The sequence below is a fragment of the Ruminococcus sp. OA3 genome (assembly GCF_022440845.1).
Taxonomy (GTDB): domain Bacteria; phylum Bacillota; class Clostridia; order Lachnospirales; family Lachnospiraceae; genus Ruminococcus_G.
Genome location: NZ_JAKNTO010000001.1, coordinates 1,311,309 through 1,334,651 on the forward strand (window position 1 = coordinate 1,311,309; position 23,343 = coordinate 1,334,651).

At 47.1% G+C, this 23,343-nt stretch carries 23 protein-coding genes; 19 read left to right on the forward strand and 4 right to left on the reverse strand.

What is annotated here, in order from left to right; translation table 11 throughout:
- Positions 1-5 precede the first annotated feature (5 nt).
- The 4 genes from iolE (at position 6) to MCG98_RS06020 (ending at position 3,721) form a co-directional block, all read left to right on the forward strand.
- Positions 6-902 (forward strand): myo-inosose-2 dehydratase, encoded by an 897-nt coding sequence (gene iolE, locus MCG98_RS06005; protein WP_240300877.1) that lies wholly within the window; start codon positions 6-8, stop codon positions 900-902.
- A gap of 233 nt (positions 903-1,135) precedes the next feature.
- On the forward strand, positions 1,136-1,345 hold the full coding sequence (locus MCG98_RS06010) for a helix-turn-helix transcriptional regulator (RefSeq protein ID WP_240300878.1): 210 nt from the start codon (positions 1,136-1,138) through the stop codon (positions 1,343-1,345).
- On the forward strand, positions 1,342-1,833 hold the full coding sequence (locus tag MCG98_RS06015; RefSeq protein WP_240300879.1) for a hypothetical protein: 492 nt from the start codon (positions 1,342-1,344) through the stop codon (positions 1,831-1,833). The genes MCG98_RS06010 and MCG98_RS06015 overlap by 4 nt, the downstream gene beginning before the upstream one ends.
- Positions 1,834-1,954: 121 nt before the next feature.
- The gene (locus tag MCG98_RS06020) at positions 1,955-3,721 is read left to right on the forward strand and encodes a DUF5050 domain-containing protein (protein WP_240300880.1); all 1,767 of its coding nucleotides are present in this window, start codon (positions 1,955-1,957) and stop codon (positions 3,719-3,721) included.
- Positions 3,722-3,795: 74 nt separating this feature from the next.
- Here MCG98_RS06020 and MCG98_RS06025 read toward each other — a convergent pair whose 3' ends face one another.
- Positions 3,796-5,016, reverse strand: a complete 1,221-nt coding sequence (locus tag MCG98_RS06025; RefSeq protein WP_240300881.1) for an argininosuccinate synthase — start codon at positions 5,014-5,016, stop codon at positions 3,796-3,798.
- Positions 5,017-5,294: 278 nt separating this feature from the next.
- On the opposite strand from MCG98_RS06025, the gene argC reads away from it, so the two are divergent.
- From argC to MCG98_RS06045, 4 genes are read left to right on the forward strand one after another with little or no spacing between them, the layout of a single operon-like run.
- Positions 5,295-6,335 carry an N-acetyl-gamma-glutamyl-phosphate reductase gene (gene argC, locus MCG98_RS06030; protein WP_240300882.1) on the forward strand — a complete coding sequence of 347 codons (1,041 nt, stop codon included), beginning with the start codon at positions 5,295-5,297 and terminating at the stop codon, positions 6,333-6,335.
- Positions 6,336-6,357: 22 nt separating this feature from the next.
- Positions 6,358-7,581, forward strand: coding sequence for a bifunctional ornithine acetyltransferase/N-acetylglutamate synthase (gene argJ / locus MCG98_RS06035; protein WP_240300883.1), 1,224 nt, complete (start codon positions 6,358-6,360; stop codon positions 7,579-7,581).
- A 14-nt stretch (positions 7,582-7,595) separates the two neighbouring features.
- Positions 7,596-8,492, forward strand: coding sequence for an acetylglutamate kinase (gene argB / locus MCG98_RS06040; protein ID WP_240300884.1), 897 nt, complete (start codon positions 7,596-7,598; stop codon positions 8,490-8,492).
- Entirely contained in the window at positions 8,479-9,672 is a 1,194-nt protein-coding gene (locus tag MCG98_RS06045) for an aspartate aminotransferase family protein (protein ID WP_240300885.1), read from the forward strand. Before argB ends, MCG98_RS06045 begins: the two co-directional genes overlap by 14 nt.
- Here MCG98_RS06045 and MCG98_RS06050 read toward each other — a convergent pair.
- Positions 9,664-10,341 (reverse strand): GDSL-type esterase/lipase family protein, encoded by a 678-nt coding sequence (locus MCG98_RS06050; protein ID WP_240300886.1) that lies wholly within the window; start codon positions 10,339-10,341, stop codon positions 9,664-9,666. The two genes, MCG98_RS06045 and MCG98_RS06050, sit on opposite strands and share 9 nt — an antisense overlap.
- A gap of 82 nt (positions 10,342-10,423) precedes the next feature.
- Between MCG98_RS06050 and MCG98_RS06055 the strand changes: the two genes are divergently transcribed.
- The 8 genes from MCG98_RS06055 (at position 10,424) to holA (ending at position 18,878) form a co-directional block, all read left to right on the forward strand.
- Entirely contained in the window at positions 10,424-11,434 is a 1,011-nt protein-coding gene (locus tag MCG98_RS06055; protein ID WP_240300887.1) for an acyltransferase family protein, read from the forward strand.
- 53 nt (positions 11,435-11,487) lie between these two features.
- Entirely contained in the window at positions 11,488-11,922 is a 435-nt protein-coding gene (locus MCG98_RS06060; RefSeq protein WP_240300888.1) for a DMT family transporter, read from the forward strand.
- 92 nt (positions 11,923-12,014) lie between these two features.
- Positions 12,015-12,602, forward strand: a complete 588-nt coding sequence (locus tag MCG98_RS06065) for a ComEA family DNA-binding protein (protein ID WP_240300889.1) — start codon at positions 12,015-12,017, stop codon at positions 12,600-12,602.
- Positions 12,603-12,615: 13 nt separating this feature from the next.
- Positions 12,616-13,305 (forward strand): response regulator transcription factor, encoded by a 690-nt coding sequence (locus MCG98_RS06070; RefSeq protein WP_240300890.1) that lies wholly within the window; start codon positions 12,616-12,618, stop codon positions 13,303-13,305.
- Positions 13,250-14,731, forward strand: a complete 1,482-nt coding sequence (locus MCG98_RS06075) for a HAMP domain-containing sensor histidine kinase (RefSeq protein WP_240300891.1) — start codon at positions 13,250-13,252, stop codon at positions 14,729-14,731. The genes MCG98_RS06070 and MCG98_RS06075 overlap by 56 nt, the downstream gene beginning before the upstream one ends.
- A 21-nt stretch (positions 14,732-14,752) precedes the next feature.
- Positions 14,753-15,682, forward strand: coding sequence for a GerMN domain-containing protein (locus tag MCG98_RS06080; protein WP_240300892.1), 930 nt, complete (start codon positions 14,753-14,755; stop codon positions 15,680-15,682).
- Complete coding sequence (locus tag MCG98_RS06085; RefSeq protein ID WP_240300893.1) at positions 15,675-17,879, forward strand: DNA internalization-related competence protein ComEC/Rec2; 2,205 nt, start codon at positions 15,675-15,677, stop codon at positions 17,877-17,879. The genes MCG98_RS06080 and MCG98_RS06085 overlap by 8 nt, the downstream gene beginning before the upstream one ends.
- A gap of 18 nt (positions 17,880-17,897) precedes the next feature.
- Complete coding sequence (holA, locus tag MCG98_RS06090) at positions 17,898-18,878, forward strand: DNA polymerase III subunit delta (RefSeq protein ID WP_240300894.1); 981 nt, start codon at positions 17,898-17,900, stop codon at positions 18,876-18,878.
- A gap of 24 nt (positions 18,879-18,902) precedes the next feature.
- On the opposite strand, the gene MCG98_RS06095 is transcribed toward holA, so the two are convergent.
- Entirely contained in the window at positions 18,903-19,100 is a 198-nt protein-coding gene (locus tag MCG98_RS06095; protein ID WP_240300895.1) for a hypothetical protein, read from the reverse strand.
- A gap of 136 nt (positions 19,101-19,236) precedes the next feature.
- Complete coding sequence (gene rpsT, locus MCG98_RS06100) at positions 19,237-19,500, reverse strand: 30S ribosomal protein S20 (RefSeq protein ID WP_240300896.1); 264 nt, start codon at positions 19,498-19,500, stop codon at positions 19,237-19,239.
- 434 nt (positions 19,501-19,934) lie between these two features.
- On the opposite strand from rpsT, the gene MCG98_RS06105 reads away from it, so the two are divergent.
- The 3 genes from MCG98_RS06105 to MCG98_RS06115 all read left to right on the forward strand — a co-directional run bounded on the left by MCG98_RS06105 (position 19,935) and on the right by MCG98_RS06115 (position 23,305).
- A complete protein-coding gene (locus MCG98_RS06105) occupies positions 19,935-21,014 on the forward strand; it encodes a substrate-binding domain-containing protein (protein ID WP_240300898.1) in 1,080 nt (359 codons plus the stop codon).
- Between the two features lie 162 nt (positions 21,015-21,176).
- Positions 21,177-22,085 carry a GPR endopeptidase gene (gene gpr / locus MCG98_RS06110; RefSeq protein WP_240300900.1) on the forward strand — a complete coding sequence of 303 codons (909 nt, stop codon included), beginning with the start codon at positions 21,177-21,179 and terminating at the stop codon, positions 22,083-22,085.
- A gap of 41 nt (positions 22,086-22,126) precedes the next feature.
- Positions 22,127-23,305 (forward strand): stage II sporulation protein P, encoded by a 1,179-nt coding sequence (locus MCG98_RS06115; RefSeq protein WP_240300901.1) that lies wholly within the window; start codon positions 22,127-22,129, stop codon positions 23,303-23,305.
- Positions 23,306-23,343: the final 38 nt, after the last annotated feature.

A 23,343-nucleotide genomic window follows, 5' to 3' on the forward strand; every position in this document is an offset into this window, starting at 1 on the left:
GAAAGATGTTAGATAAGAATAAAGTTTCATTAGGAATTGCACCGATTGGTTGGACGAACGATGATATGCCGGATTTAGGAGCAGAGAATACATTCCAGCAGTGCGTCAGTGAAATGGCTCTGGCAGGATTCACGGGATGCGAGATCGGTAATAAATACCCGACAGATCCGGACGAGCTTAACAAAGCTCTGAAATTAAGAGGAATGACCATCTGTAATTCCTGGTTCTCTTCTTTTCTTGTAACACAGCCATACGAAGAAGTTGAAAAAGAATTTGTTGCAAAACTTGATTTCCTGAAAGCAGTAGGCTCTAAGGTGATTGGTGTATCTGAGCAGAGCTACAGCATCCAGGGTATGATGGACCAGCCTGTATGGGAAGGCAAACACGTAATGAACGATGACGAGTGGAAACTTCTTGTTGACGGTCTGAACAAACTGGGCAAGATCGCAAGAGAAAAAGATATGTATCTGACATTCCACCATCATATGGGAACAGTTGTACAGACAGAGGAAGAAATTGATCGTTTCATGGACAGCGTTGATCCTGAATATGTATTCCTGTTGTTTGACAGCGGACATTGTACATTTGCAGGCATCGATCCTGTAAAAGTACTTGGAAAATACATTGACAGAACCAGACATATCCATCTGAAAGATGTTCGTAAAGAGATGGCGGAGAAATCCAAGGCTGAGCGTTGGAGTTTCCTGAAAGGTGTGCGTAACGGAGTATTTACTGTACCTGGTGATGGAGATGTTGATTTTGCACCGTTGTTTGACATTATTGAGAAATCTGACTACGAAGGATATGTACTTGTAGAAGCAGAGCAGGATCCGGCTGTTGCAAATCCGCTGGAATATGCGATTAAAGCAAGAAAATACATTGCTGAGAAAACAGGCTTATAAGATTCATATTTTTTCGAAATGAAATACATAGTAACACCGTTGCAGGATTGCTGAGAGATCAGCTGCCGGCAGCGGTGTTTTTTGCAACAGGAAAATGGGTCTGTAGATTACCCGGCAGCGCAATCTTTCTCGTCTGTAAATAAATCAATGAAAAATGTAAAACACACTTGACATTAAATGTAAAGCAAGCTATACTAAATATGTAAAGCAAACTATACAAAGGGGGTGGGGCGGTGCAGAGCAGGATTCAGGATTTGCGCAAGGAACGCAGGATTACACAGAATGAACTGGCTGATGCAGTGGACGTTACAAGGCAGACGATCATATCACTGGAGAGCGGCAGGTATAAGGCCTCGCTTGTGCTGGCACATAAGATTGCACAGTATTTTGATATGAAGATTGAGGACATTTTTATTTTTGATTTGGAGGAGGAGAATTTATGAGCTGTTTAATAGAAGAAATATTGGAAAGGCTGTCACCGGAGGATCGTTCTTATGCAAATGTAGTTCGCCGGAATCAGAAGATATGTGCGCTCATCATGGTATTTGGCGTCATGCTGATCGTGTTTGGGATATTGATCGGTGAGCGCATGACAGGCCGGCATATACCCGATTTTGTAAGCGGTGTCTATGTCGGACTTGGAGCGGCGCTGATTGCCGGCTCTGCAGTCAAACTGCTGCATGGAAGAAAATTGCTACATGATGAGAAAGCACTGCAGGATGAACGCAGGAAAAACCGTGATGAGAGAAGTTCGATGATTGCGCAAAAAGCAATGCAGTATGCGGGATTCACTGTATTGCTGCTGGCACTCCCGGCGATGCTGATCGGAAGTCTCTTTAGCATTGTCGTATTCTGGTGCTTCTGGGCGGTCATTATCATACTTTCCGCGATGTATGTTGGCTTTTATGCTTATTTTAATAAAAAGCTTTAAAATCAGGAATCCCCGGTCAAAAGTAAAGACCGGGGATTCATTTTTATGTTTTGCTGACAGGTATTGGAATGTAAAGGGAAAAGGAGTAAAATAAAGGAAAATAGATATGAGGAGGGAACACATGTTAAAACGTATGGGAACAGCAGTGCTGACGGCAGCGCTGGTCTTCAGCATGACGGTATCTGCTCTTGCAGAAGGGTTGAATCCTGATGGGCAAGGAGCAGTGCTGACGGGGGAAGCCGAGCAGGAGGAGATGCCGGATACCGGAATGGAGGATACAGAGCTGGAGGTGCCTGGTCAGGAGGATACAGACGATGAGGTGACAACTCCGCCCGAAGAGGGGACTTCAGAAGCGGGAGTTGAAGAAATAACCGGAGAACCGCTTCCGGAAGAGGATGCGGATTTTGCTGAACCGCAAGAGACTCTGCCGGAGGTTCTGCCGCAGGCGGAGGAGCTTCCGGAAGCTGTATCTGAAGGCGTACAGCCAAGGGCGTCTGCCAGTGATAAGAAGGGCTGGGCAAGCGCAAACGGGAAAATCTATTATTATAAAAACGGAAAAAAGGTGACAGGCTGGCAGACGATCGGAGGACAGGTCTTCTACTTTATCCGCGGCGGAACGAGTATATCGAAAGGCGGGCTGCTGCTCGGCTGGCAGACCATTGGTGAGAATACTTATTATTTTCAGCAGCAGGGAGTATATGGAAGAAAAGGAAGGATGCTGACCGGTTTTCAGAACATTTCCGGAAAACGTTTCTACTTTCAGCGTGCCGGTGTCTACGGAAGAAAAGGAAGAGTGCTGTTGGGCTGGCAGACGATTGGTTCGAAGAAGTATTATTTCCAGAAGGCCGGAAGCAAAGGATCAAAAGGAGCCATGGTCAGGGGCGTTCAAACCATCGGAGGAGCTAAATACAGGTTTGCGAGTGACGGGCACCTGATCGGAAAGGCGGGGGTGCTGGGAAATACCGCTTCCAATATGCTGTGGGGCGGAACGGCCTGCTACAGCGGCGGCTGGGTGTATTACGGATGGCGTGAAGGTATTTACCGCGTAAGGCAGGATGGCAGCGATAAAAAGGCACTGAAAACCGTGAAGAACCGCAATGGATTTTCAAATTTAAACATCTGTAATGGGAAACTTTATATGGTATATGATAAAGCATACGGAACAGGTGGATCAAGCCGTTACATATGCAGTATGAATCTGGACGGCAGCGGATTCAGAGAGATTACGCGTGGCGGAGAACTGGCATCAGCTGACGGGTGGCTGTATTTTACAACGTATAAGACGGACAACTATGGTTTTGACCTGCAGCCGACCGGTATCTATAAAATGAAATTGGACGGAAGTTCCCGTAAAAAAATCTGTACTGCCGAAGCTAACACGTGGGTCCGTGATATTACGACGGACGGTCAGTATGTATTTTATCATAAGGGAGGATATTCCAGGTATACACTCTGCCGCGTGAGCGTGGATGGGGGTGCGGTAAAGACGATCGCAGGGGCACAGCTGCTGGCGCTCGAAAAAGGGAAAATTTATTATTATAACAGGAGTCATGGGTCGGTGTGCAGCAGGACGACGCTTTTTGGCAGCTTCAGTACATTATTCTATGTGAGTGGAAATGAACAGATAAAAGGAGCAAACGCAGATGCGAACTATCTGTATGCCGGAGTGTATAAAAATGGAATTTACCGGTACAGCCTGAAGAGCGGTACCCTGCAGAGGATCCGCAGCTACCGTAATTACGGCGGTGAATTCTACAATGCAGGAAACGTATTCCTGATGGATGAGAATATCCCGTATAACGGAAGTCAGTCATATAACTTTGAGCTGTGTCTGATGGACAAAAATGGAAAATGGATCAAAAGCCTTCATAAATTTTTTAGATCCTGACACAAAAATTCCCCGCAGAGGATATCATCCGCTGCGGGGAATTTTTGTGTTTTATAATCACTTACTGTATGATGCTATTTTTCTTCGGTCTCAGCCATCTTCATCGCACGGACTTTCAGTGGAAGACCGAACAGTGTGATAAATCCGGATGCATCGTGATGATCATACAGGTCACCAGTGGTAAAGGAAGCCAAAGATTCATTGTAAAGACTGTACGGGGAAGTAGTTCCTGCCTTAATGATGTTGCCTTTGTACAGTTTAAATTTCACTTCTCCGGTCACATATTTCTGAGTAGATTCTACAAATGCCTGAATTGCTTCGCGCAGCGGTGTGAACCATTTGCCTTCATATACGATCTGTGCAAACTGGCTTCCCAGTTTTTTCTTTGTCTCCAGTGTTTCGCGGTCCAGGATCAGTTCTTCCAGCTGATCATGAGCTTCCATCAGGATGGTTCCGCCGGGTGTTTCATAGACGCCGCGGGACTTCATGCCGACAACACGGTTTTCCACAATATCGACGATGCCGATACCGTGCTTTCCGCCGAGCGTGTTCAGCTCGGTGATGATCTCGGATACTTTCATAGCCTTGCCGTTCAGTGTTTTCGGAACGCCTGCTTCAAAAGTCATGGTCACGTATTCGCCTTCATCAGGAGCTTTCTCAGGAGTCACTCCGAGTACCAGCATGTGGTCATAGTTCGGCTCATTTGCCGGATCTTCCAGCTCAAGACCCTCATGGCTGATGTGCCATAAGTTTCGGTCACGGCTGTAGCTGCTGTCGGCAGAGAATGGAAGGTCGATGCCGTGCTGCCGGCAGTATTCTATCTCATCCTCGCGGGACTGCATGGTCCACACATCTGTCATTCTCCATGGTGCAATGATCTTTAAGTCCGGGGCGAGGGCTTTGATTCCAAGTTCAAAACGAATCTGGTCATTCCCCTTTCCGGTAGCACCGTGACAGATCGCAGTCGCACCTTCTTTTCTTGCAATTTCAACCAGTCTTTTAGCGATGACCGGACGTGCCATGGATGTGCCGAGCAGGTATTTGTGTTCATATACAGCACCTGCCTCTACGCAGGGCATGATGAAATCATCACAAAATTCGTCGATAATATTTTCAATATATAACTTTGTGGCGCCGGAAAGTTTTGCTCTTTCGTCCAGGCCGTCAAGCTCGTTTCCCTGTCCGCAGTCGATGCAGCAGCAGATAACGTCATAATCAAAATGTTCTTTTAACCAGGGAATGATTGCTGTTGTATCAAGTCCGCCGGAATATGCCAATACTACTTTTTCTTTCATAATCCTTATCCTCCGTCATGGTTTTATGCAGTCCGAATGGGCCGCTGTATGTTCTAGAGCATAATATACATCATTTTCATTGATTATGCAAGAGGAAATCCCGGAATTAAAAAAAATACTTGAATATTATACCGCGCAGATGTATAATTATACAAATGTGGGGAGCTGCAAAGAATACTTTACGAATTTCACAATTTGGTATATGATAAAAATAGTGCCCTTTTGGCGAAAATGATAAATTGCAGTGGAAAAACATGGATTAAAGGAGACGAAAACAGATGATAAAAGCGGGAATTATCGGTTCTACCGGTTATGCAGGATCAGAGCTCGTCAGGCTGCTGCTCGGCCATAAAGAAGTGGATATTGCCTGGTATGGTTCCAGAAGTTATATTGATAAGAAATACTATGAAGTTTATCAGAATATGTTTCAGATCGTGGAAAATATCTGTCGTGATGATAACATGGAGGAGCTTGCGGGAGAGGTGGACGTTATTTTTACAGCCACACCGCAGGGGCTGTGTGCATCACTCGTAAATGAAGAAATTCTTGGAAAAACGAAAATTGTGGATCTGAGTGCGGATTTTCGTATTAAAGATGTGAAAGTGTATGAGGAATGGTATAAGATCGAACATCAGTCACCGCAGTTTTTGCCGGAGGCGGTATATGGTCTGTGTGAGATCAATCGCGAAGATATCAGAAAAGCCCGTCTGATCGCGAATCCGGGATGTTACCCGACCTGCAGTACGCTTTCGATCTATCCGATGCTGAAAGAGAGACTGATCGAAGGCAGTACGATCATTATTGATGCAAAGTCGGGAACGTCGGGCGCGGGGCGCGGAGCGAAGGCAGATAATCTTTACTGTGAGGTAAATGAAAATATAAAAGCGTATGGTGTGGCTTCACACCGGCATACACCGGAGATTGAGGAACAGCTCGGTTACGCTGCCGGTGCTGAGATCCGCATTAATTTTACTCCGCATCTCGTGCCGATGAACCGGGGGATCCTGGTGACGGCTTATGCGTCTTTGAAGAGGGAAGTCTCTTATGAGGATATAAAAGCGGTTTACGATAACTATTACAGCGGTGAGCGGTTTGTGAGAGTTCTGGATAAGGATGTCTGCCCCCAGACTAAGTGGGTGGAAGGAAGTAATTATGTGGATGTGAATTTCAAGATAGATCCGCGTACCAACCGTATCATTATGATGGGTGCTATGGATAATCTGGTCAAAGGCGCGGCAGGTCAGGCGGTTCAGAATATGAATCTCATGTTTGGATTTGAGGAGGCGGAGGGCCTGTATCAGGTTCCGATGTTCCCGTAAACGGATAGAAGGAGGGATCAGTATGAAAAAGACAGAGGGCGGCGTGACGGCCGCAAAAGGATTTCAGGCTGCCGGGATAGCTGCCGGCATTAAAAAGGGGAATAGGAAAGACATGGCGATGATCTACAGTGAAAAGCCCTGTGTGGCTGCCGGTACGTTTACGACGAATGTGGTGAAAGCAGCGCCGGTCAAATGGGACCAGAACCAGGTGTATCATAAGCCGTTTGCACAGGCGGTAGTCTGCAACAGCGGTGTGGCGAATGCGTGTACCGGTGAGGAGGGGTATTCTTACTGCAGGATGACCGCTGAAATCGCAGCGGGTGTGCTGGGTATCCCTGAAGATTCTGTGCTTGTCGCGTCGACGGGCGTGATCGGAGCACAGCTTCCGATGACGAATCTGGCACAGGGAATCGAGAAACTGGTTCCGATACTATCGAATACGTTGGAGGCAGGTACGCTGGCAGCGCAGGCGATCATGACGACCGATACCGTCAAGAAAGAGACGGCTGTTACCTTTGAAATCGACGGTATTACGGCAACGGTTGGCGGTATGTGCAAAGGTTCCGGCATGATCCACCCCAATATGTGTACAATGCTCGGATTTGTGACTACGGATGTGGATATCTCCAAGGAATTGCTGCAGGAAGCGCTGAGTGACGTTGTCTGCGATACCTATAATATGGTTTCAGTGGACGGCGATACCTCTACGAATGATACGGTCCTGCTGATGGCAAACGGGATGGCGGGAAATGCGAAGATAACGGAGAAAAATGAGGCATATGACGCGTTTAAAGAGGCGCTGCACGAAGTGAACACGGAGCTTGCGAAAGCCATAGCATCAGACGGTGAGGGTGCGACTGCTTTGTTCGAAGTGAAAGTGACCGGCGCCAGGAGCAAGGAGCAGGCGGTGACACTCTCGAAATCAATTGTGACTTCCTCTCTCACTAAGGCGGCAATTTTCGGCCATGATGCCAACTGGGGGCGGATCCTGTGTGCGATGGGGTATTCAGGGGCACAGTTTGACCCGGAAAAGGTAGATCTGTTCTTTGAGAGCAGGGCAGGCAAACTTAAAATTGTTGAGAATGGAGTTGCTCTTGATTACAGCGAAGAGGAGGCAACCAGGATTTTATCCGAAAAAGAAGTGACAGCAGTTGCCGATGTGAAGATGGGGGATGCAACTGCTACGGCATGGGGCTGTGACCTGACATATGACTATGTGAAAATTAATGCGGATTATCGTTCATAAGCGGAGGAGAAATTATGGTGAATCAGATGTATCTGGATAAGGCGGAGGTGCTGATTGAAGCGCTTCCATATATTCAGCGTTTCAACCGGAAGATCGTGGTGGTCAAATACGGCGGAAGTGCGATGGTTGACGATGAACTGAAGAAGAACGTGATCGAGGACGTTGTACTGCTGAAGCTGGTTGGTTTTAAACCGATCATTGTGCACGGAGGCGGGAAGGAGATCAGCCGCTGGGTCGGTAAGGTAGGAATGGAACCGCACTTTGTGAACGGGCTGCGGGTGACGGATGCAGACACGATGGAAGTGGCGGAGATGGTTCTCGGCAAAGTTAACAAGGAACTTGTCACACTTGTACAGTCCCTGGGTATTAAGGCGGTCGGTATCAGCGGCAAGGACGGCGGTCTGCTGAAAGTGGATAAGAAATTATCAAACGGTGAGGATATCGGGTTCGTCGGGGATATCAGGGAAGTGAATCCGAAGATATTGTATGACCTTCTTGAGAAAGATTTTCTTCCGATTGTGTGTCCGGTTGGACTGGATGCTCATTTTCAGACATATAATATCAATGCGGATGATGCGGCGTGTGCGATCGCTGAGGCGATTAATGCGGAGAAGCTGGCTTTCCTTACAGATATTGAAGGCGTGTACCGTGATCCTTCCGACCCGGACAGCCTGATTTCTGAACTGAGGGTGAAAGAGGCAGTTCGGCTGATCGAGCAGGGAAATGTCGGAGGGGGAATGATTCCGAAGCTGAAAAACTGTATTGATGCGATCAGCGAAGGGGTAAACCGTGTCCATATTCTGGACGGAAGGATACCGCACAGCCTGCTGCTCGAGATATTTACGAACAAAGGTATTGGAACAGCTATTTTACGGGAAGATGAGGAAAAATTTTATCATGAAGACAACTGAGTTAATGGAAACGTCAGAAGAATATATCCTGCATACCTATAACCGGTTTCCGATCGTTCTTGATAAAGGAGACGGGGTGTACCTCTATGATGTGGAAGGAAAACAGTATCTGGACTTTGCTGCCGGTATCGCAGTGTGTGCACTGGGGTATAACTATCCGGGATATGCGGACGCGCTGAAGAGACAGATCGACAAACTGATGCACGTGTCCAATCTGTATTACAATGTGCCGATGATGGAAGCGGGGGAAAAAGTGACTGCTGCCAGCAGCATGGATAAAGTATTCTTTACGAACAGCGGTACAGAGGCGATAGAGGGTGCTCTCAAAGCAGCCAGGAAATATGCCTTTCAGCGTGACGGACATGCCGGACATGAGATCATTGCGATGGAGCATTCGTTCCATGGAAGGAGCATAGGAGCACTGTCGGTGACTGGGAATGCACATTACAGGGAGCCTTTTGAACCGCTGATGGGCGGCGTGAAGTTTGCTGTCTATAATCATCTGGACAGCGTGAAAGAACGGATCACGGACAAAACATGTGCGGTCATTCTGGAGACCGTGCAGGGCGAGGGCGGAATTTATCCGGCAGAACCGGAATTTCTGGAAGGCATCCGCAAGCTCTGCGATGAACATGATATCGTGATGATCCTGGATGAAATCCAGTGTGGTATGGGCAGGACAGGACATTATTTTGCGTGGCAGGGGTACGGCGTAAAACCTGATATCATGACCTGTGCAAAGGCTCTCGGCTGCGGAGTACCTGTTGGAGCATTTGTGATGAATGAGAAGGTTGCGAAGGCGTCGCTTCAGCCGGGGGACCATGGTACCACTTACGGTGGAAATCCATTTGTCTGTGCAGCTGTTTCAAAGGTATTTGAACTCTTTGAAAAAGATGATATACTCGGGCATGTGAGGGAAGTGACGCCGTATCTGGAGGAGAAGCTGGATCAGCTGGTCACAGAGTATGACTGCATTGCTGCACGCCGCGGGAGAGGACTGATGCAGGGGCTGGTGATCACAGGTAGGCCTGTAGGCGAAGTGGTAAACCGCTCAATTGAAAACGGACTGCTTGTGATCTCGGCGGGAAGCGATGTCCTGCGTCTCGTTCCGCCGCTGGTTATCACGAAAGAACATGTGGATGAGATGATAGAAAAACTGAAAAAAAGCCTGTCAGCTTAACGCTTCATATACGGTGCGGGCAATGATGCCGGCTCCGTCACTGTCCGGATGGACACCGTCAGGCTGAAAATACTGGGACTGACCGTCCAGCACATCGTGCAGATCGATAACGGTGAGTCCCCTTTCATCGGCAATTTTAAGAATGGAGGAAATTTCCTGTTCCAATGTCTCGCGGTGCATATCAAAACGTGGGGAATCTTCACCTGCGGGGGTGAAAATTGGAGGCGGCGTCATCAGCAGGACATCAGGACTGGAAGAACAGGAAATATAGTGATCTGCCAATTCAGCATAATCGTCTGCGAAGTTGTCAATACCGGTTCGGTTCTTTGCCTTTGTGTCATTTGTGCCGAGCATCAGAATGACAATATCAGGTTTCCAGGAGGTGCTTTTGATGAAAGCCTTTTGCTCCCAGTAGGGTTTGTCACCGTCTTTTTGTGCTGTAGCAGAATTGACTCCGAAATTTTTTACGGTATATTCACTTCCCAGAAGGCGTCCGAGCTGGTAAGGATAGCATTCTTTGCTGCGGTCTTTCAGGTAGGCTCCCCAGGTGATGCTGTCGCCGACGCAGGCGATGCGTATGGGGCGTGTGCGGTTTATCGTTTTATACAGAACCAGTCCGGCTCCAAGAAGACAGAGGCAGGCGGCTGTGAGTAGTATTCGTTTTTTCATAAGATTTCCTTCTTTTAAGTTTTTATCATAATAACTATAACTTTTTTTTCTGCAATTGGCAAATATAAAGGAGCATCTTGTTATGGCTGCAGGTGAACAACAGAGAGATTATTTATTTGACAATTATAAGGCCATGCTCATTGTGCTGGTGGTCGTGGGGCATTTTATTGAGCTGGCGCCAGATGAAAATATAATACTCCGTGTGTTAAAATGGGCGATCTTTTCGTTCCACATGCCGGCTTTTGTCTTTATATCCGGTTATTTTTCAAAAAGGAAGACGACCATATGGGATTTGATACGTAAGCTTGCCGTCCCGTATCTTGTATTTGAGGTGCTGTATTATCTGCTGTATGTACTGGTGATACACAAAGAAACAGAACTGTATCTGTTTTATCCGAAATTTTCGCTCTGGTATCTGATGGCGCTGTTCATATGGAAACTCATTACGCCCTGGGTTAAAAAAGTTCCGGGACATCTGGTGGTTGCAGTTGCACTGGGGTTGTGGGTAGGCTGCTCCGGCATCGATGACAATTTCCTTACAATTCCGCGGATGCTGGTGTTCTATCCGTTCTTTCTGTTCGGGGTACATTTTGAAAGGCACTGGATCACAAAGCTGCGTGCTCATATTTCGGAGAAGACCGCCTATATGATGTTTGTGTTTGTGGGTATGCTTCTGGCGGTGATGGCAGTGGGATACGGGCTTTCCGCAAAGGTATTCTATGGAAGATACGATTATAATTATCTCCAGGAGGATACCGCTGAGGGAATTTTGATACGTCTCGTCTGCTATGGGATCTCTTTTACCGTCACGATGTTGTTTTTAATCGTATTGCCGGAGGCAAAGTGCAGGTTTTCGGACGCTGGCAGCCGTACAATGCCGATCTACCTGTTTCACGGGCTTTTCTATTCCTGTATGAAAGCGTGGAGTGATCAGCTTCTGGCGATGAACTGGCTGGTGGAGACTGTGCTTCTGCTTGGCCTTTCACTGGCCGTCGTCGTGCTGCTTTCTGCGCCGGTATTTACGGATTTTATGGACTGGTTAACACATTTTTCACTCAGACAAAAAAGAGGGAGAATTAAAGAAAAAGCATAAATGTATGAGCCTTCGGATATCCTACATGAAAAAGGAATCCGGAGGTTATTTTTATGTTTGGAATTTTGATCGCTCTGCTTTCGGGGGCGCTGATGAGTGTACAGGGTGTATTTAATACGGAAGTGACAAAGCAGGCGGGACTTTGGGTATCCACGGGCTGGGTACAGCTGACTGCATTTGCAGTCTGTGTGGCTGCGTGGTTCTTTACGGGACGTCCGGAAGTGGGAACGCTGTTTGCAGTGGATCATAAGTATACACTTCTGGGAGGCATTATAGGGGCATTTATCACGGTGACTGTTATACAGAGCATGGGTGCTCTCGGACCGGCACAGGCAGTCATGCTGATCGTTATATCACAGCTTGCTGTGGCGTACCTGATTGAGGTGTTCGGCATGTTTGGGACTGAGCGCCAGCCGTTTGAATGGCAGAAGATCATTGGAGTACTCATTGCCATTGCCGGCATCGTCATTTTTAAATGGGAAAAATGACTTGTAATCACACCTTAAATTCGTTACAATGAGTATAGCTGTGCAGAGGCTTTTGGGAGGACTTCACGCGTTGAATGCGGAGGAGGAAAACCATGGAAAAGCTTTGGCGAAAAAGCAAAAGAAAATTGATTCTGTGCCTGGTATGTATGATGATTCTTGGGGGCTGCCGGAAAGAAACGGTTTATGAACTGGATGAAACACCGGAAAAGGAAACCGATTCTGAGGGGCCGGCAGCTGATGAAAAGGAGAACATCTGTATCTATATCTGCGGTGCAGTGGCTGTTCCGGGAGTTTATGAACTGGAAGCGGGCAGCAGAGTGATTCATGCGGTGGAAGCTGCCGGAGGCCTGACGGAGGAAGCGTGTGCCGGGAATCTGAATCAGGCCAGGCAGCTGTCCGACGGTGAACAGATCAACGTTTTGACTCTGGCAGAGGCCGAGGCGGCCGTGCAGGCTGGCGATGGGGATACGCAGGGGCAGACGGATGGGAAAATCAATATTAATACGGCGGATGCCGCGAAACTGATGGAGCTAACAGGAATTGGCGCGGCCAAGGCAGAAGCAATCCTGGCATATCGGGAAGCACACGGAGGCTTTCAGGATACTGAGGAACTCAAAAAGGTTGACGGGATTGCGGACAAGACGTTTGAAAAGATAAAAGAGAGCATCACAGTGAATTGAGGAGTGAAAAAATATGAGTAAAAAAGTACTGGTCGTGGATGACGAAAAGCTGATCGTAAAGGGCATACGGTTCAGTCTTGAGCAGGACAATATGGAGGTCGAATGTGCTTACGACGGCGAAGAAGCCCTTGAAATGGCAAAAAATAATGAATACGATATTATCCTGCTGGATTTGATGCTTCCAAAACTCAATGGTCTGGAGGTATGTCAGCAGATCAGAGAATTTTCCCAGGTGCCGATCATTATGCTGACGGCGAAGGGGGAGGATATGGATAAAATCCTGGGTCTTGAGTACGGCGCGGATGATTACATCACAAAACCGTTTAATATTCTGGAGGTCAAGGCGAGAATTAAGGCTATCATCAGAAGGACTTCGAAACCGGCAGCCAAGGAAGAAAAGGCAAAAGTTGTGGAGATCAACGGACTGAAGCTGGATTGCGAGAGTAGACGCGTGTATATTCAGGGGAAAGAAATCAATCTGACAGCCAAGGAATTTGATCTGCTGGAGCTTCTGGTATTTAACCCCAATAAAGTTTACGGCAGGGAAAATCTGCTCAAGATCATCTGGGGTTACGAATATCTGGGGGACGTCAGGACGGTGGACGTACATATCAGACGTTTGCGGGAAAAGATAGAGACGAATCCGAGTGATCCGAAGTACGTGCATACGAAGTGGGGAGTGGGTTACTATTTCCAGGCTTAATATAACGAAAAATTTCAGGTTTTTTAAGAGTCTGCGTTTCAGGATCATGCTGATTCTGGTCATCATCGGAATTGTGCCGAGCATTGTTGTGGAAAACGGAATTGTGAGCAGCTATGAAGACAGGGCTATCTCTCTTCGCAATTCAAACGTTAAAAATCAGTGTGATATCCTGTCGAACCTTTTGATATCGGAACAGTATTTTGAGGACTCTGAGTCCGCTTCAGTGGATGGGGAGTTGTCGCTGTTTTCCAATATTTACAGCGGAAGGATCCTTATCATAAACAAGGACTACAAAATCATATTTGACACGTATGATCTGGATAAAGGGAAGGTTATCATTTCAGAGGAAGTCGTGAAGTGCTTCCGCGGTCAGGATACCAGCCAGTATGACAGCAAAAACCGCTTTATCGAGATAGCGGTCCCTGTTCAGGAGTCTCGTGGTGAGAAAGAGATCAGCGGTGTCATGCTCGTCAGTGTATCAACGGATGAGATTGCCGTCAGCATCGATATTCTGGAACAGAAAGGCATGCTGCTGCTTCTGGTCATCGCGCTTCTGGTTCTGGTATTTGGCTATATTCTGTCCGGGATTCTCGTAAAACCGTTTGCACGTGTCACCAAGGCAATTGAGGATATCACAGATGGATATCTGGATGAGAACATTTCTGTACCCGATTATACGGAGACGGAACTGATCACGGATGCATTCAATAAGATGCTCAGCAGAGTCAAAACACTGGATGAGTCGAGGCAGGAGTTTGTCTCGAATGTCTCTCATGAGCTTAAAACACCGCTCGCATCGGTTAAAGTGCTGGCGGATTCACTTGTGGGTCAGGAGAATGTACCAATCGAGATGTATCAGGAGTTCATGCAGGACATCACGGAAGAGATTGACCGTGAGAATAAGATCATCACAGATCTTCTCTCACTGGTGAAGCTGGATAAGAAAGCTGCCGACCTCAATATAGAATCCATAAATATCAACGAGCTTCTGGAGCTTATACTGAAACGTCTGAAGCCGATCGCTGCGAAGCAGAATATTGAATTGATCCTGGACAGCTTCCGTCCGGTTAATGCCGAAGTTGATGAGGTAAAACTGACGCTTGCACTTTCCAATCTCGTGGAGAATGCGATCAAATATAATGTGGATGGAGGCTGGGTGCGGGTTTCTCTGAATGCTGACCACAAATACTTTTATGTGACGGTGGCTGATTCCGGAGTAGGGATACCGGAGGACAACCTGGATCATATTTTTGAAAGGTTCTACCGCGTTGACAAATCACATTCCAGGGAGATTGGGGGAACCGGTCTGGGACTTGCAATCACCAGAAGTGCTGTTCTGATGCACCACGGTGCGGTAAAAGTTTACAGCAAGGAGAATGAGGGAACTACATTTTCTGTAAGAATACCGCTCACATATATTGATTAAAAGTCAGTCAGAAGGGAAGTCATGAAAAAGATATTATATGGGATATTCCTGTCAGTATTCTGCCTTTTGGCAGTCGGATGTGCCGGCGAGAAGCAGGAGGAAAAAACTGACAGCGAGTATCAGCTGTATTATGTAAGTGAAGAGAAAAGCAGGGTAGTAAATACGGAATGCGTATTGGAGAGTACCGGTACGGAGGACATGGTCACTGAGATGTGCACACAGGTTTTTGAAAAACTTCAGGAGGAGAAAGGCACAGCACTTTTGCCGGACGGGGTAAATCTGATAAATACGAAACTATCTGAAGATGTGCTCTGGCTTAACTTTAATCAGGCGTATACAGGGATTGATAAGACGGAGGAAGTGTTGATCCGTGCGAGTCTGGCCAGAACTTTCACTCAGATACCGGGAGTTTCCTGTGTGGGATTTCAGGTTGAAGGCGAACGTCTGAAAGATTCTTACGGCAAAGATGTGGAGCTTATGAACGCCGATTCTTTTGTCGAGAATTCCGGCAGTGAGATCAATGCGTATCAGTCCGTGACGATGAAACTGTATTTCGCGAATGAAAGTGGTGACCGGCTGTTAGAAGAAAACCGAAGTGTCTACTACAGTACCAGCATGCCTCTGGAGCGCGTGATCGTAGAACAGCTGCTGAAGGGTCCGAAGGAGCAGGGGCATATCGCAACGATCCCGCCGGAAACGAGGATTCTGGGAGTTACAGTTGCAGACGGTGTATGTTATGTAAATCTCAGCAAGGCGTATCTGGATATGGCGCCGAATATGCTGGCGGAGATTCCGGTGTACTCCATAGTCAATTCACTGACGCGGACAGGGAATGTGAAACAGGTTCAGATTTCAATTACGGGAGATACCAAGGTGAAGTATCTTGACAGTATCAGCCTGGATCAGTTCTTTGTTCAGGACATGAGCCTGGTGGAGGATACAGATGAATAAACGACCATTATGCCTGCTGTGTATTGTGATCATGGCAGGCATCTGGCTTCTGGAAGTTTTTGGGGTCACCTATGCGGGCGGGCCCAGACCGAATGAAGCAGTAGCGGCGTATTCAGAGGAAAACGCCGTGTGCCGGGCACTGGGAAGGGTATTCCGGCTGGAGACAAAAAGCGACACATCTTATCTCTATCTGAGAGAGACGGAACTGGTCATTCAGACCAGACGTTATTCCATAAGAAACATTAAAATTAAATTAGATAAAAAAGAATCGTTTATGACAGGAAGCGTGCTCCTTGTGACTGGAGAGCTGTACAGCATCCCGGGACCCACCAATCCGGGTCAGTTTGATCAGGGATTCTATCACGCTGTCCAGAAGATTGATGCACTGATGAGTGCTGAGACGATCGAGATCCTGGATGGAAGCGGCTATCCGATACGCAATTTCCTCGCCGGCATCAGGGAGGATATGAGCAGTTTTCTGCAGAGGGAGGCACCCGGGGAGGCAGGGGTTCTTGCGGCAATGGTCCTGGGGGATAAAGGCCTGCTGGAAGAGACGACCAGAAGCGCCTATCAGATGGGGGGAATTATGCATATACTGGCGATTTCAGGACTGCATCTGACAGTTATAGGAATGGGCGTATTCCGCCTTTTAATGAAACTGGGGTGTGGCTGCAGAATGGCAGGGTGTATATCCGCATTTCTGATGGTGGGATATGGACTCTTTACGGGCTCCAGTGTCTCTGCTATGAGGGCTGTTATCATGTTTGCTCTTACTGCAGGGGCCAGATTGACTGGCAGGACATATGATCTGATGTCTGGTCTGGCTCTCTCAGCACTTTTGATCCTGGCCGAATATCCGGGATATCTGTGGTATAGTGGTTTTTTACTGTCTTATGCAGCGGTGATGGGCATCGGTCTGATACTGCCGGCACTAAAGCGGATGGAAAAAGCGGGAAGCGCCATGCGCTCTTTTGGGGCTGTGTGGGTTATGACTTTTCCGCTGACGCTGTACTATTTTTATGAGCTGCCTGTGTTTGCCCCGCTGATTAATCTGCTGCTGCTTCCAATGCTTCCGCTGGTGTTGGGGTCCGGGGCGGCAGGCTGCCTGGCAGGGCAGATTTCAGCAGATGCAGGGAGGCTGCTGCTCCTGCCCGGGAAGATGGTGCTGGAATTATATGATGGGGTACTGCAGATTGTGAACAGAATTCCGTTTGCTTCCTGGATACTGGGAAAACCATCGCAGATTCAAATGGTGATTTATTATTTCGTGGTAGGGGTATGGATTTTACTGGTGAACAGGAGTACAAAACAACGGGAGAAAAGTGTATGGAAACTGCTGCTGCCTGTGGCAGCTGTGATATGTCTGTGTTTTCGTCTTCCGGGCGGACTGGGGATAACAATGCTGGATGTCGGCCAGGGAGATTCTTTTGTGTTCAGCTTACCGTCAGGATCACACTATATGCTGGACGGAGGGAGCAGCAGCACGGGTAATGTGGGAACCTATCGGATTTTACCGTATCTGAAGAGCTGCGGAATTCAGACCCTCGAGGGGGTGTTTGTTACACACGGTGATGAAGACCATATGAACGGAATAATGGAAATATTGTCAGCGATCAGGGAGCGCCGAACTTCTCTGCGCATAAACAAATTGCTGCTGCCGTACTGGATGAAAACAACCGGTGAAAGAAAACTGACAGAGACGGCTGAGGCATCAGGCATTTCGGTTATCTATCTGAAAAAGGGGGATCGGATCCAGGATGGCGATGTTAGTTTTACGATACTACATCCGCCGCAAAATGAGACTCCTGAGGATGAAAACAGTGGTTCGCTTACATTTAAAATTGAACTTAAAAAATTTTCAGCCGTTTTTACGGGAGATCTTTGCGGGAAAGCAGAGGAACAGGTTGCCGGAGAAGATATCTCCTGCCAGCTTCTGAAAGTTGCCCACCATGGTTCCGTTTCCTCAACGGCGAAAGAATTTCTGAGTGAGGCTATGCCTGATATCTGTTTTATATCATGCGGTGCGGATAACAGGTATGGACATCCGCATCCGGAGGTGGTAAAACGTATTGAACGTGCGGGGGCAGAGATCTGGCAGACCGCGGAAACAGGGGCGGTGATGCTTGAAACGGATGGGAGAGAAAGGCTGAGGCTCAAAAGCTTTCTGGGAAAATCAGACGTTGACAAAGTGGGATAAAATGAGTATCGTAGTTGTATGAAAAGTATATTGGAAGATATTAAAAATAATGAATTTAAACATGTTTATCTGTTTTACGGAGAAGAAGGTTATCTGAAAAAGCAGTACCGGGACAAGCTCTCTGCAGCCTGGCTTCCGGAGGATGACACAATGAACCGTACGACGTTTCGGGGGAAGGGAATTTCACCGGGAGAAGTTATCGATCTGGGGGAAACGCTGCCGTTTTTGGCCCAGAGCAGAGTGCTCATCCTTGAGGAGACCGGCTTTTTTAAGGGACAGTGCGAGAAACTGCCCGACTACATCGCACAGCTGCCGGACTATCTGTATCTGTTGTTTGTGGAGGAAGAGATAGACAAAAGAAGCCGTATGTATAAGGCGGTAAAAAGTGCAGGGAGAATTGTGGAATTTACCAGACAGAATGAAAGCACGCTGATGCGCTGGGTACTTGGAACTCTGAAAAAAGAGGGCAGAAAAATTACAAAACAGGATATGGAACTGTTTCTGTCATGTACCGGAAATGATATGTATCAGATTGAAAATGAACTGGAAAAGCTGCTTGCCTATACCGCGGGGCGTGATGTGATTTTGACGGCAGATATTGAAGCCGTATGTTCTGTGCAGGTGGCCAATCATATTTTTGATATGGTGCGTGCGGTTGCTCAGAAAGACCAGAAACAGGCTCTTAAGCTGTATTATGATCTGCTTGAGCTGAAAGAGCCGCCGATGCGGATACTATTTCTTCTGGCAAGGCAATTCAACCACCTGCTGCAGATAAAAGAGCTGTCGGCGGCGGGGTACAGCCAGAGTGAGATGGCTTCTAAAATCGGGGTGCAGAGTTTTGTGGTGCGAAATTATATGGGATATGCAGGCAAATACGAAAAGCAAATGCTCCAGGAGGCATTGAATGATTTCCTGCAGGCCGAGGAAGAGGTAAAAACAGGTCGTCTGACTGACGTGATGAGCGTGGAGCTGCTGATAGTAAAATACAGCACGGCATGATGCCGCGCTGTATGCAGCCGGCTGTCAAAGAGGCCAGCCGCACAGCCATGCAACAGGCGTCATGATCAGATAGCATACTGCAAACACAGCGCCGAGCGTGAGGACTGGAAGTCCGAAAAATACCGACAGCAATGCAGCGGCAGGGCTGCATGCGGAGAGTATCTCTTTTGTTCTGGTGTTATGCATTGTATGTGTATTCGTGATAGGAATTGCTTTTGTCATATGGATCCCTCCTTCTTTAGTTACAGAATAGCAGGAAGGAAATTAAAATGGCAAAAGAAATGCGGGGTCCGTGTTAAGAAAGCATAAAAAAAGAACAGCCACTGACGGGATGGCTGTTCTTTCCTGCGTCATTTAATTATGCGATTGTATTTACTGCTTTAGACAGACGGGAGACTTTTCTGGAAGATGTGTTTTTGTGGTACACACCTTTCGCAGCAGCCTTGTCGATTGTGGAAATAGCTTCCAATAAAGCACTGTTTGCTGCTTCTTTGTCTTTATTTGCAACTGCTGCCTCTACTTTTTTGATAGAAGTCTTTACAGCAGATTTGATTGCTTTGTTTCTGGCAGCCTTAGTTCTGTTTACCAGGATTCTTTTTTTTGCGGATTTAATATTAGCCAAAACGTACACCTCCAATAATCATTTGATGATTTATTATTTTTTCTGATTTCTGATTTTTCATATATTAGAGTGACACGAAACTCTAACATACACATGCTTATATATTTTATGACACTTCTTTTTGTTTGTCAATACATATTTCATGAAAATGTGGCAGAAAAGAATAGAAATCGTAACAGTTCAGACGGGGTATTTTCCTGCCCGGCTTTTGCTGGACAGGAAAATGCCAAGGCCTGTTTTTACGTGAGCAAAACAAAAAATCAATTGACAAATGCAGACTGAAATTGTACAATAAAATTAGTCAATTGACAGGCTTTTGAAGGAATTGAGGTCTTCTTTTTTACTAAAACTTTTATGATGGCGGCGATTACAGAAAAAAGCCTTCAGTGGCGAAAGGTTAGGAGTGTCAAAAAAGGTATAGGAGGAAAAGGTTTATGAAGAGAAGGTTAATTGCATGTTTACTGACTGGAGTATTAGCGCTGGGAATGCTGTCCGGCTGTGGCGGCGGTGAGGAAAAGAACGCTGCACCTGCAGAAAATTCGGATGCAGGCGGAGAGGGAGATGCTGCACCTGCAAAAGATTCAGATGCAGGCGATGAGTCGGCAGAAGGCTCAGGGGATCTGGGGACGGTCACACTGATTCTCAGCAACAGGGATGAATTTCTCTCGACGCTGGAAACCGGCGTGCAGAATGCAGCTAAAGACATGGGCGTAAACATGGTAACACAGGATGCCCAGAATGATACCAGCAAACTGCTTCAGTTTGTTGAGACCGCAAAGAACGACGGACAGAAAGCGATTATTGTAAATCCGGTTGACCCGGCGACATGTTCTCAGATCGTCGAGGCGGCAGGTGATATGAAAGTTGTACTTATCAACAGATATCCGACAGAAGAATCTGTATTAAGTGAAAGCGTTGTATATGCAGGATCTGATGAGATGGAATCCGGAAAATATCAGGGAGAATATCTGGCCGAGCACTTTAAGGCAGCGGGCAAGACAGAAATAAAATATATCCTGCTGAACGGTATGATCGGACAGACCTCTACCACGCAGCGTACAGAGTCCTGTCTTCAGGCTTTGGAAGATGCCGGTATTACGGCAACCGAGGCAACAGCTCCGCTGGCTGCAGACTGGGATCGTGCGACAGCACAGGATATGATCACACCTCTTCTGACAACAATTGATTATGACTGCATTATTTCCAACAACGATGCTATGGCTCTGGGTGCGATCGAAGCTATGAAATCTGTAGGGCTTGATCCTGCTTCGATTCCGATCGTTGGTGTAGACGCTACAGTTGACGGATGCCAGGCAATCAAAGAAGGCACGTTGGCTATGACGGTATTCCAGGATGCAGAGGGACAGGGAGTTGCAGCTATGAAATCTGCACAAAATCTCGTGGATGGAAAACCGCTGAATGAGGGAACAGACTTTACATTGGATGAGACCGGAAATGTTCTCTGGGTACCATTTGTTCCTGTTACAGCTGATAATGTAGACGAATATATGTAATGATTAAAAATTAAGATGATCATGTAGTATGAGAACCGCCGGCGAAATTTTTTGCCGGCGGTATTTGATTGCCCCGCTTTTTGGACTCTTTGCCCTGAATACATATTTCACGGAGAAAGTGCAGAAGATAGTAGAAAATCTATGACAAGGAGATCGGAAGATATGATATCGAAGTACCGCGTGCGTACAGACCTGGCTGTGGAGAGCAAAGAGAAGTTTGAAAAGGACAACGTAGAAATTGAAGGGGTCGTTATCAGGGAACGCTATGACAGAGAAAAAGAGATAAAGACAACGACTGTCATTATTGAGACCGACCGCGGGGCCAAAATTATGGAAAAGCCAAAAGGTGTTTATATTACGATGGAAGCTCCGAATCTGACAGTTCCGGACGAGGATTACCATCGTGAGGTCTCGAAGGAGCTGGCTCATCATCTCCGAAAAGTCATGGGACTGAAGAAGGAAAAGTCTGTGCTCATAGCCGGTCTCGGGAACCGGGATATAACACCGGATGCGCTGGGACCTGAGGTTGTACGAAATCTGGATATTAACCGTCACATCGTAAAGGAATATGGGGCGGCAGCGGTAGGTGAAGGAAGCGTTCATATTGTGAGCAGCATTATACCGGGTGTTATGGCACAGACCGGTATGGAGACACTTGAGATACTGCAGGGAATCGTCCGGGAGACAAAACCGGATATTGTAGTTGCGATTGATGCACTGGCAGCACGCAGCACGAAGAGGCTGAACTGTACGATTCAGATTACTGATACCGGTATTAATCCGGGTTCCGGTGTGCTGAATCACAGAAATGGCCTGAACCAGGAGACGCTGGGGGTGCCGGTCGTTGCCATTGGGGTTCCAACAGTTGTGGATGCGGCAACGATCGTGCATGACGCTATGGAACATCTTCTGGAGACTCTTGAAGAAGCGGAAATGGAAGAATTTCTGTCGGAGCTGATTACACCGCAGCTTCACAGTATGTTTGTGACGCCAAAAGATGTGGACGAAACAGTGAAAAATTTAAGTTATACCATATCAGAAGGATTAAATATCGCACTGAATGAAGTATAACATGGGAGGCAGCTTCATATATAGATATGAGGTGATGCCGATTGAGGAAAAAAAACACGATATTAAAAAGCCTGTTTTTTCTGTTGATGCTGGGATTTGGCATTTATAATGTGATGCAGGCAGTATGGATTTTCCGGCAGGATGATGCAGCGAGAAGGCAGCTTTTACTGGAACGTATTGGTATTGGGCTGACGGAACAGGCTGTTTCCATATATATGCCCGGTTTATTTTATACGACACAGGCAGAAGATGAGACGGTGATTCTTGAAGATGAATCAACATGTGAAAGTATTCTTGAGATGAATGGGAGAACCCTTGCGGAACGGCTGCTGGGTGAAAATCAGGGAAAAGCCGTGGAGGCCGAAAATGAAGCCGCCGCACAGAAAGAACAGAGTGAGGATGAGACGCAGGATACGGTGGAGACGGTAAATCCTGTAAATCCGCTGTTTGACATCTCGCTTGAAAGTCTGCGTAATTTTGATTATCTGCTGAATCATTTTTTTGTTGTGGATCCGAATACGACGATCGGTGAGGATACATTGAATATTGATACGCTGATGGAGCATGATCTTACCATGCAGCAGGATAATTCACAGCCTCAGATCCTGATCTATCATACACATTCTCAGGAACAGTTTGTGGACTCTGACCCGAATGATACCTCCACCTGGATAACGGGAGTGGGGGACTACCTGACGCAGATTCTCACAGAGCAGTATGGCTATCAGGTGCTCCATGACACACAGACATTTGACATTATCGATGGTGAGATCGACAGGAGCAAAGCATACAATGCCGCCCGCGACGGCCTTTTGCAGATTCTGGAAGAAAATCCATCCATAGAGGTGATCATCGATCTGCACAGAGACGGGGTGTCGGAGGATAAACACCTGGTGACGGATATCAACGGAAAGCCGACGGCACAGATCATGTACTTTAATGGGCTGAGCTATACAAATGAGAGCGGAGCGCTTGACTATCTGCCGAATGACAATGTGATTGCCAATCTGGCGTTTTCTTTTCGCCTGGAGTATGAAGCAGCGGGATATTATCCGACACTCACCAGATGTGTGTATCTGAAGGGGTACCGGTATAACCTGGATCTGAGACCAAAGTCCATCCTGCTGGAGGTAGGTGCACAGACGAATACAGTGGAGGAGGCCCGCAACGCGATGGAGCCGTTTGCCTATATTTTAAATAAAGTCTTAAAAGGTGAATGACAAGCCGAATGCAGGTGTGCTATAATACTGAGTTAGCA

Coding starts and splice junctions, on each gene's coding strand:
- argJ (WP_240300883.1), top strand. CDS start 6,358: ATGAAAAAGACAGAGGGCGGCGTGACGGCCGCAAAAGGATTTCAGGCT.
- MCG98_RS06085 (WP_240300893.1), top strand. CDS start 15,675: ATGAATAAACGACCATTATGCCTGCTGTGTATTGTGATCATGGCAGGC.
- MCG98_RS06080 (WP_240300892.1), top strand. CDS start 14,753: ATGAAAAAGATATTATATGGGATATTCCTGTCAGTATTCTGCCTTTTG.
- MCG98_RS06065 (WP_240300889.1), top strand. CDS start 12,015: ATGGAAAAGCTTTGGCGAAAAAGCAAAAGAAAATTGATTCTGTGCCTG.
- MCG98_RS06045 (WP_240300885.1), top strand. CDS start 8,479: ATGAAGACAACTGAGTTAATGGAAACGTCAGAAGAATATATCCTGCAT.
- argC (WP_240300882.1), top strand. CDS start 5,295: ATGATAAAAGCGGGAATTATCGGTTCTACCGGTTATGCAGGATCAGAG.
- MCG98_RS06105 (WP_240300898.1), top strand. CDS start 19,935: ATGAAGAGAAGGTTAATTGCATGTTTACTGACTGGAGTATTAGCGCTG.
- MCG98_RS06055 (WP_240300887.1), top strand. CDS start 10,424: ATGGCTGCAGGTGAACAACAGAGAGATTATTTATTTGACAATTATAAG.
- MCG98_RS06070 (WP_240300890.1), top strand. CDS start 12,616: ATGAGTAAAAAAGTACTGGTCGTGGATGACGAAAAGCTGATCGTAAAG.
- MCG98_RS06050 (WP_240300886.1), bottom strand. CDS start 10,341: ATGAAAAAACGAATACTACTCACAGCCGCCTGCCTCTGTCTTCTTGGA.
- MCG98_RS06015 (WP_240300879.1), top strand. CDS start 1,342: ATGAGCTGTTTAATAGAAGAAATATTGGAAAGGCTGTCACCGGAGGAT.
- argB (WP_240300884.1), top strand. CDS start 7,596: ATGGTGAATCAGATGTATCTGGATAAGGCGGAGGTGCTGATTGAAGCG.
- MCG98_RS06025 (WP_240300881.1), bottom strand. CDS start 5,016: ATGAAAGAAAAAGTAGTATTGGCATATTCCGGCGGACTTGATACAACA.
- MCG98_RS06095 (WP_240300895.1), bottom strand. CDS start 19,100: ATGACAAAAGCAATTCCTATCACGAATACACATACAATGCATAACACC.
- iolE (WP_240300877.1), top strand. CDS start 6: ATGTTAGATAAGAATAAAGTTTCATTAGGAATTGCACCGATTGGTTGG.
- MCG98_RS06020 (WP_240300880.1), top strand. CDS start 1,955: ATGTTAAAACGTATGGGAACAGCAGTGCTGACGGCAGCGCTGGTCTTC.
- gpr (WP_240300900.1), top strand. CDS start 21,177: ATGATATCGAAGTACCGCGTGCGTACAGACCTGGCTGTGGAGAGCAAA.
- holA (WP_240300894.1), top strand. CDS start 17,898: ATGAAAAGTATATTGGAAGATATTAAAAATAATGAATTTAAACATGTT.
- MCG98_RS06060 (WP_240300888.1), top strand. CDS start 11,488: ATGTTTGGAATTTTGATCGCTCTGCTTTCGGGGGCGCTGATGAGTGTA.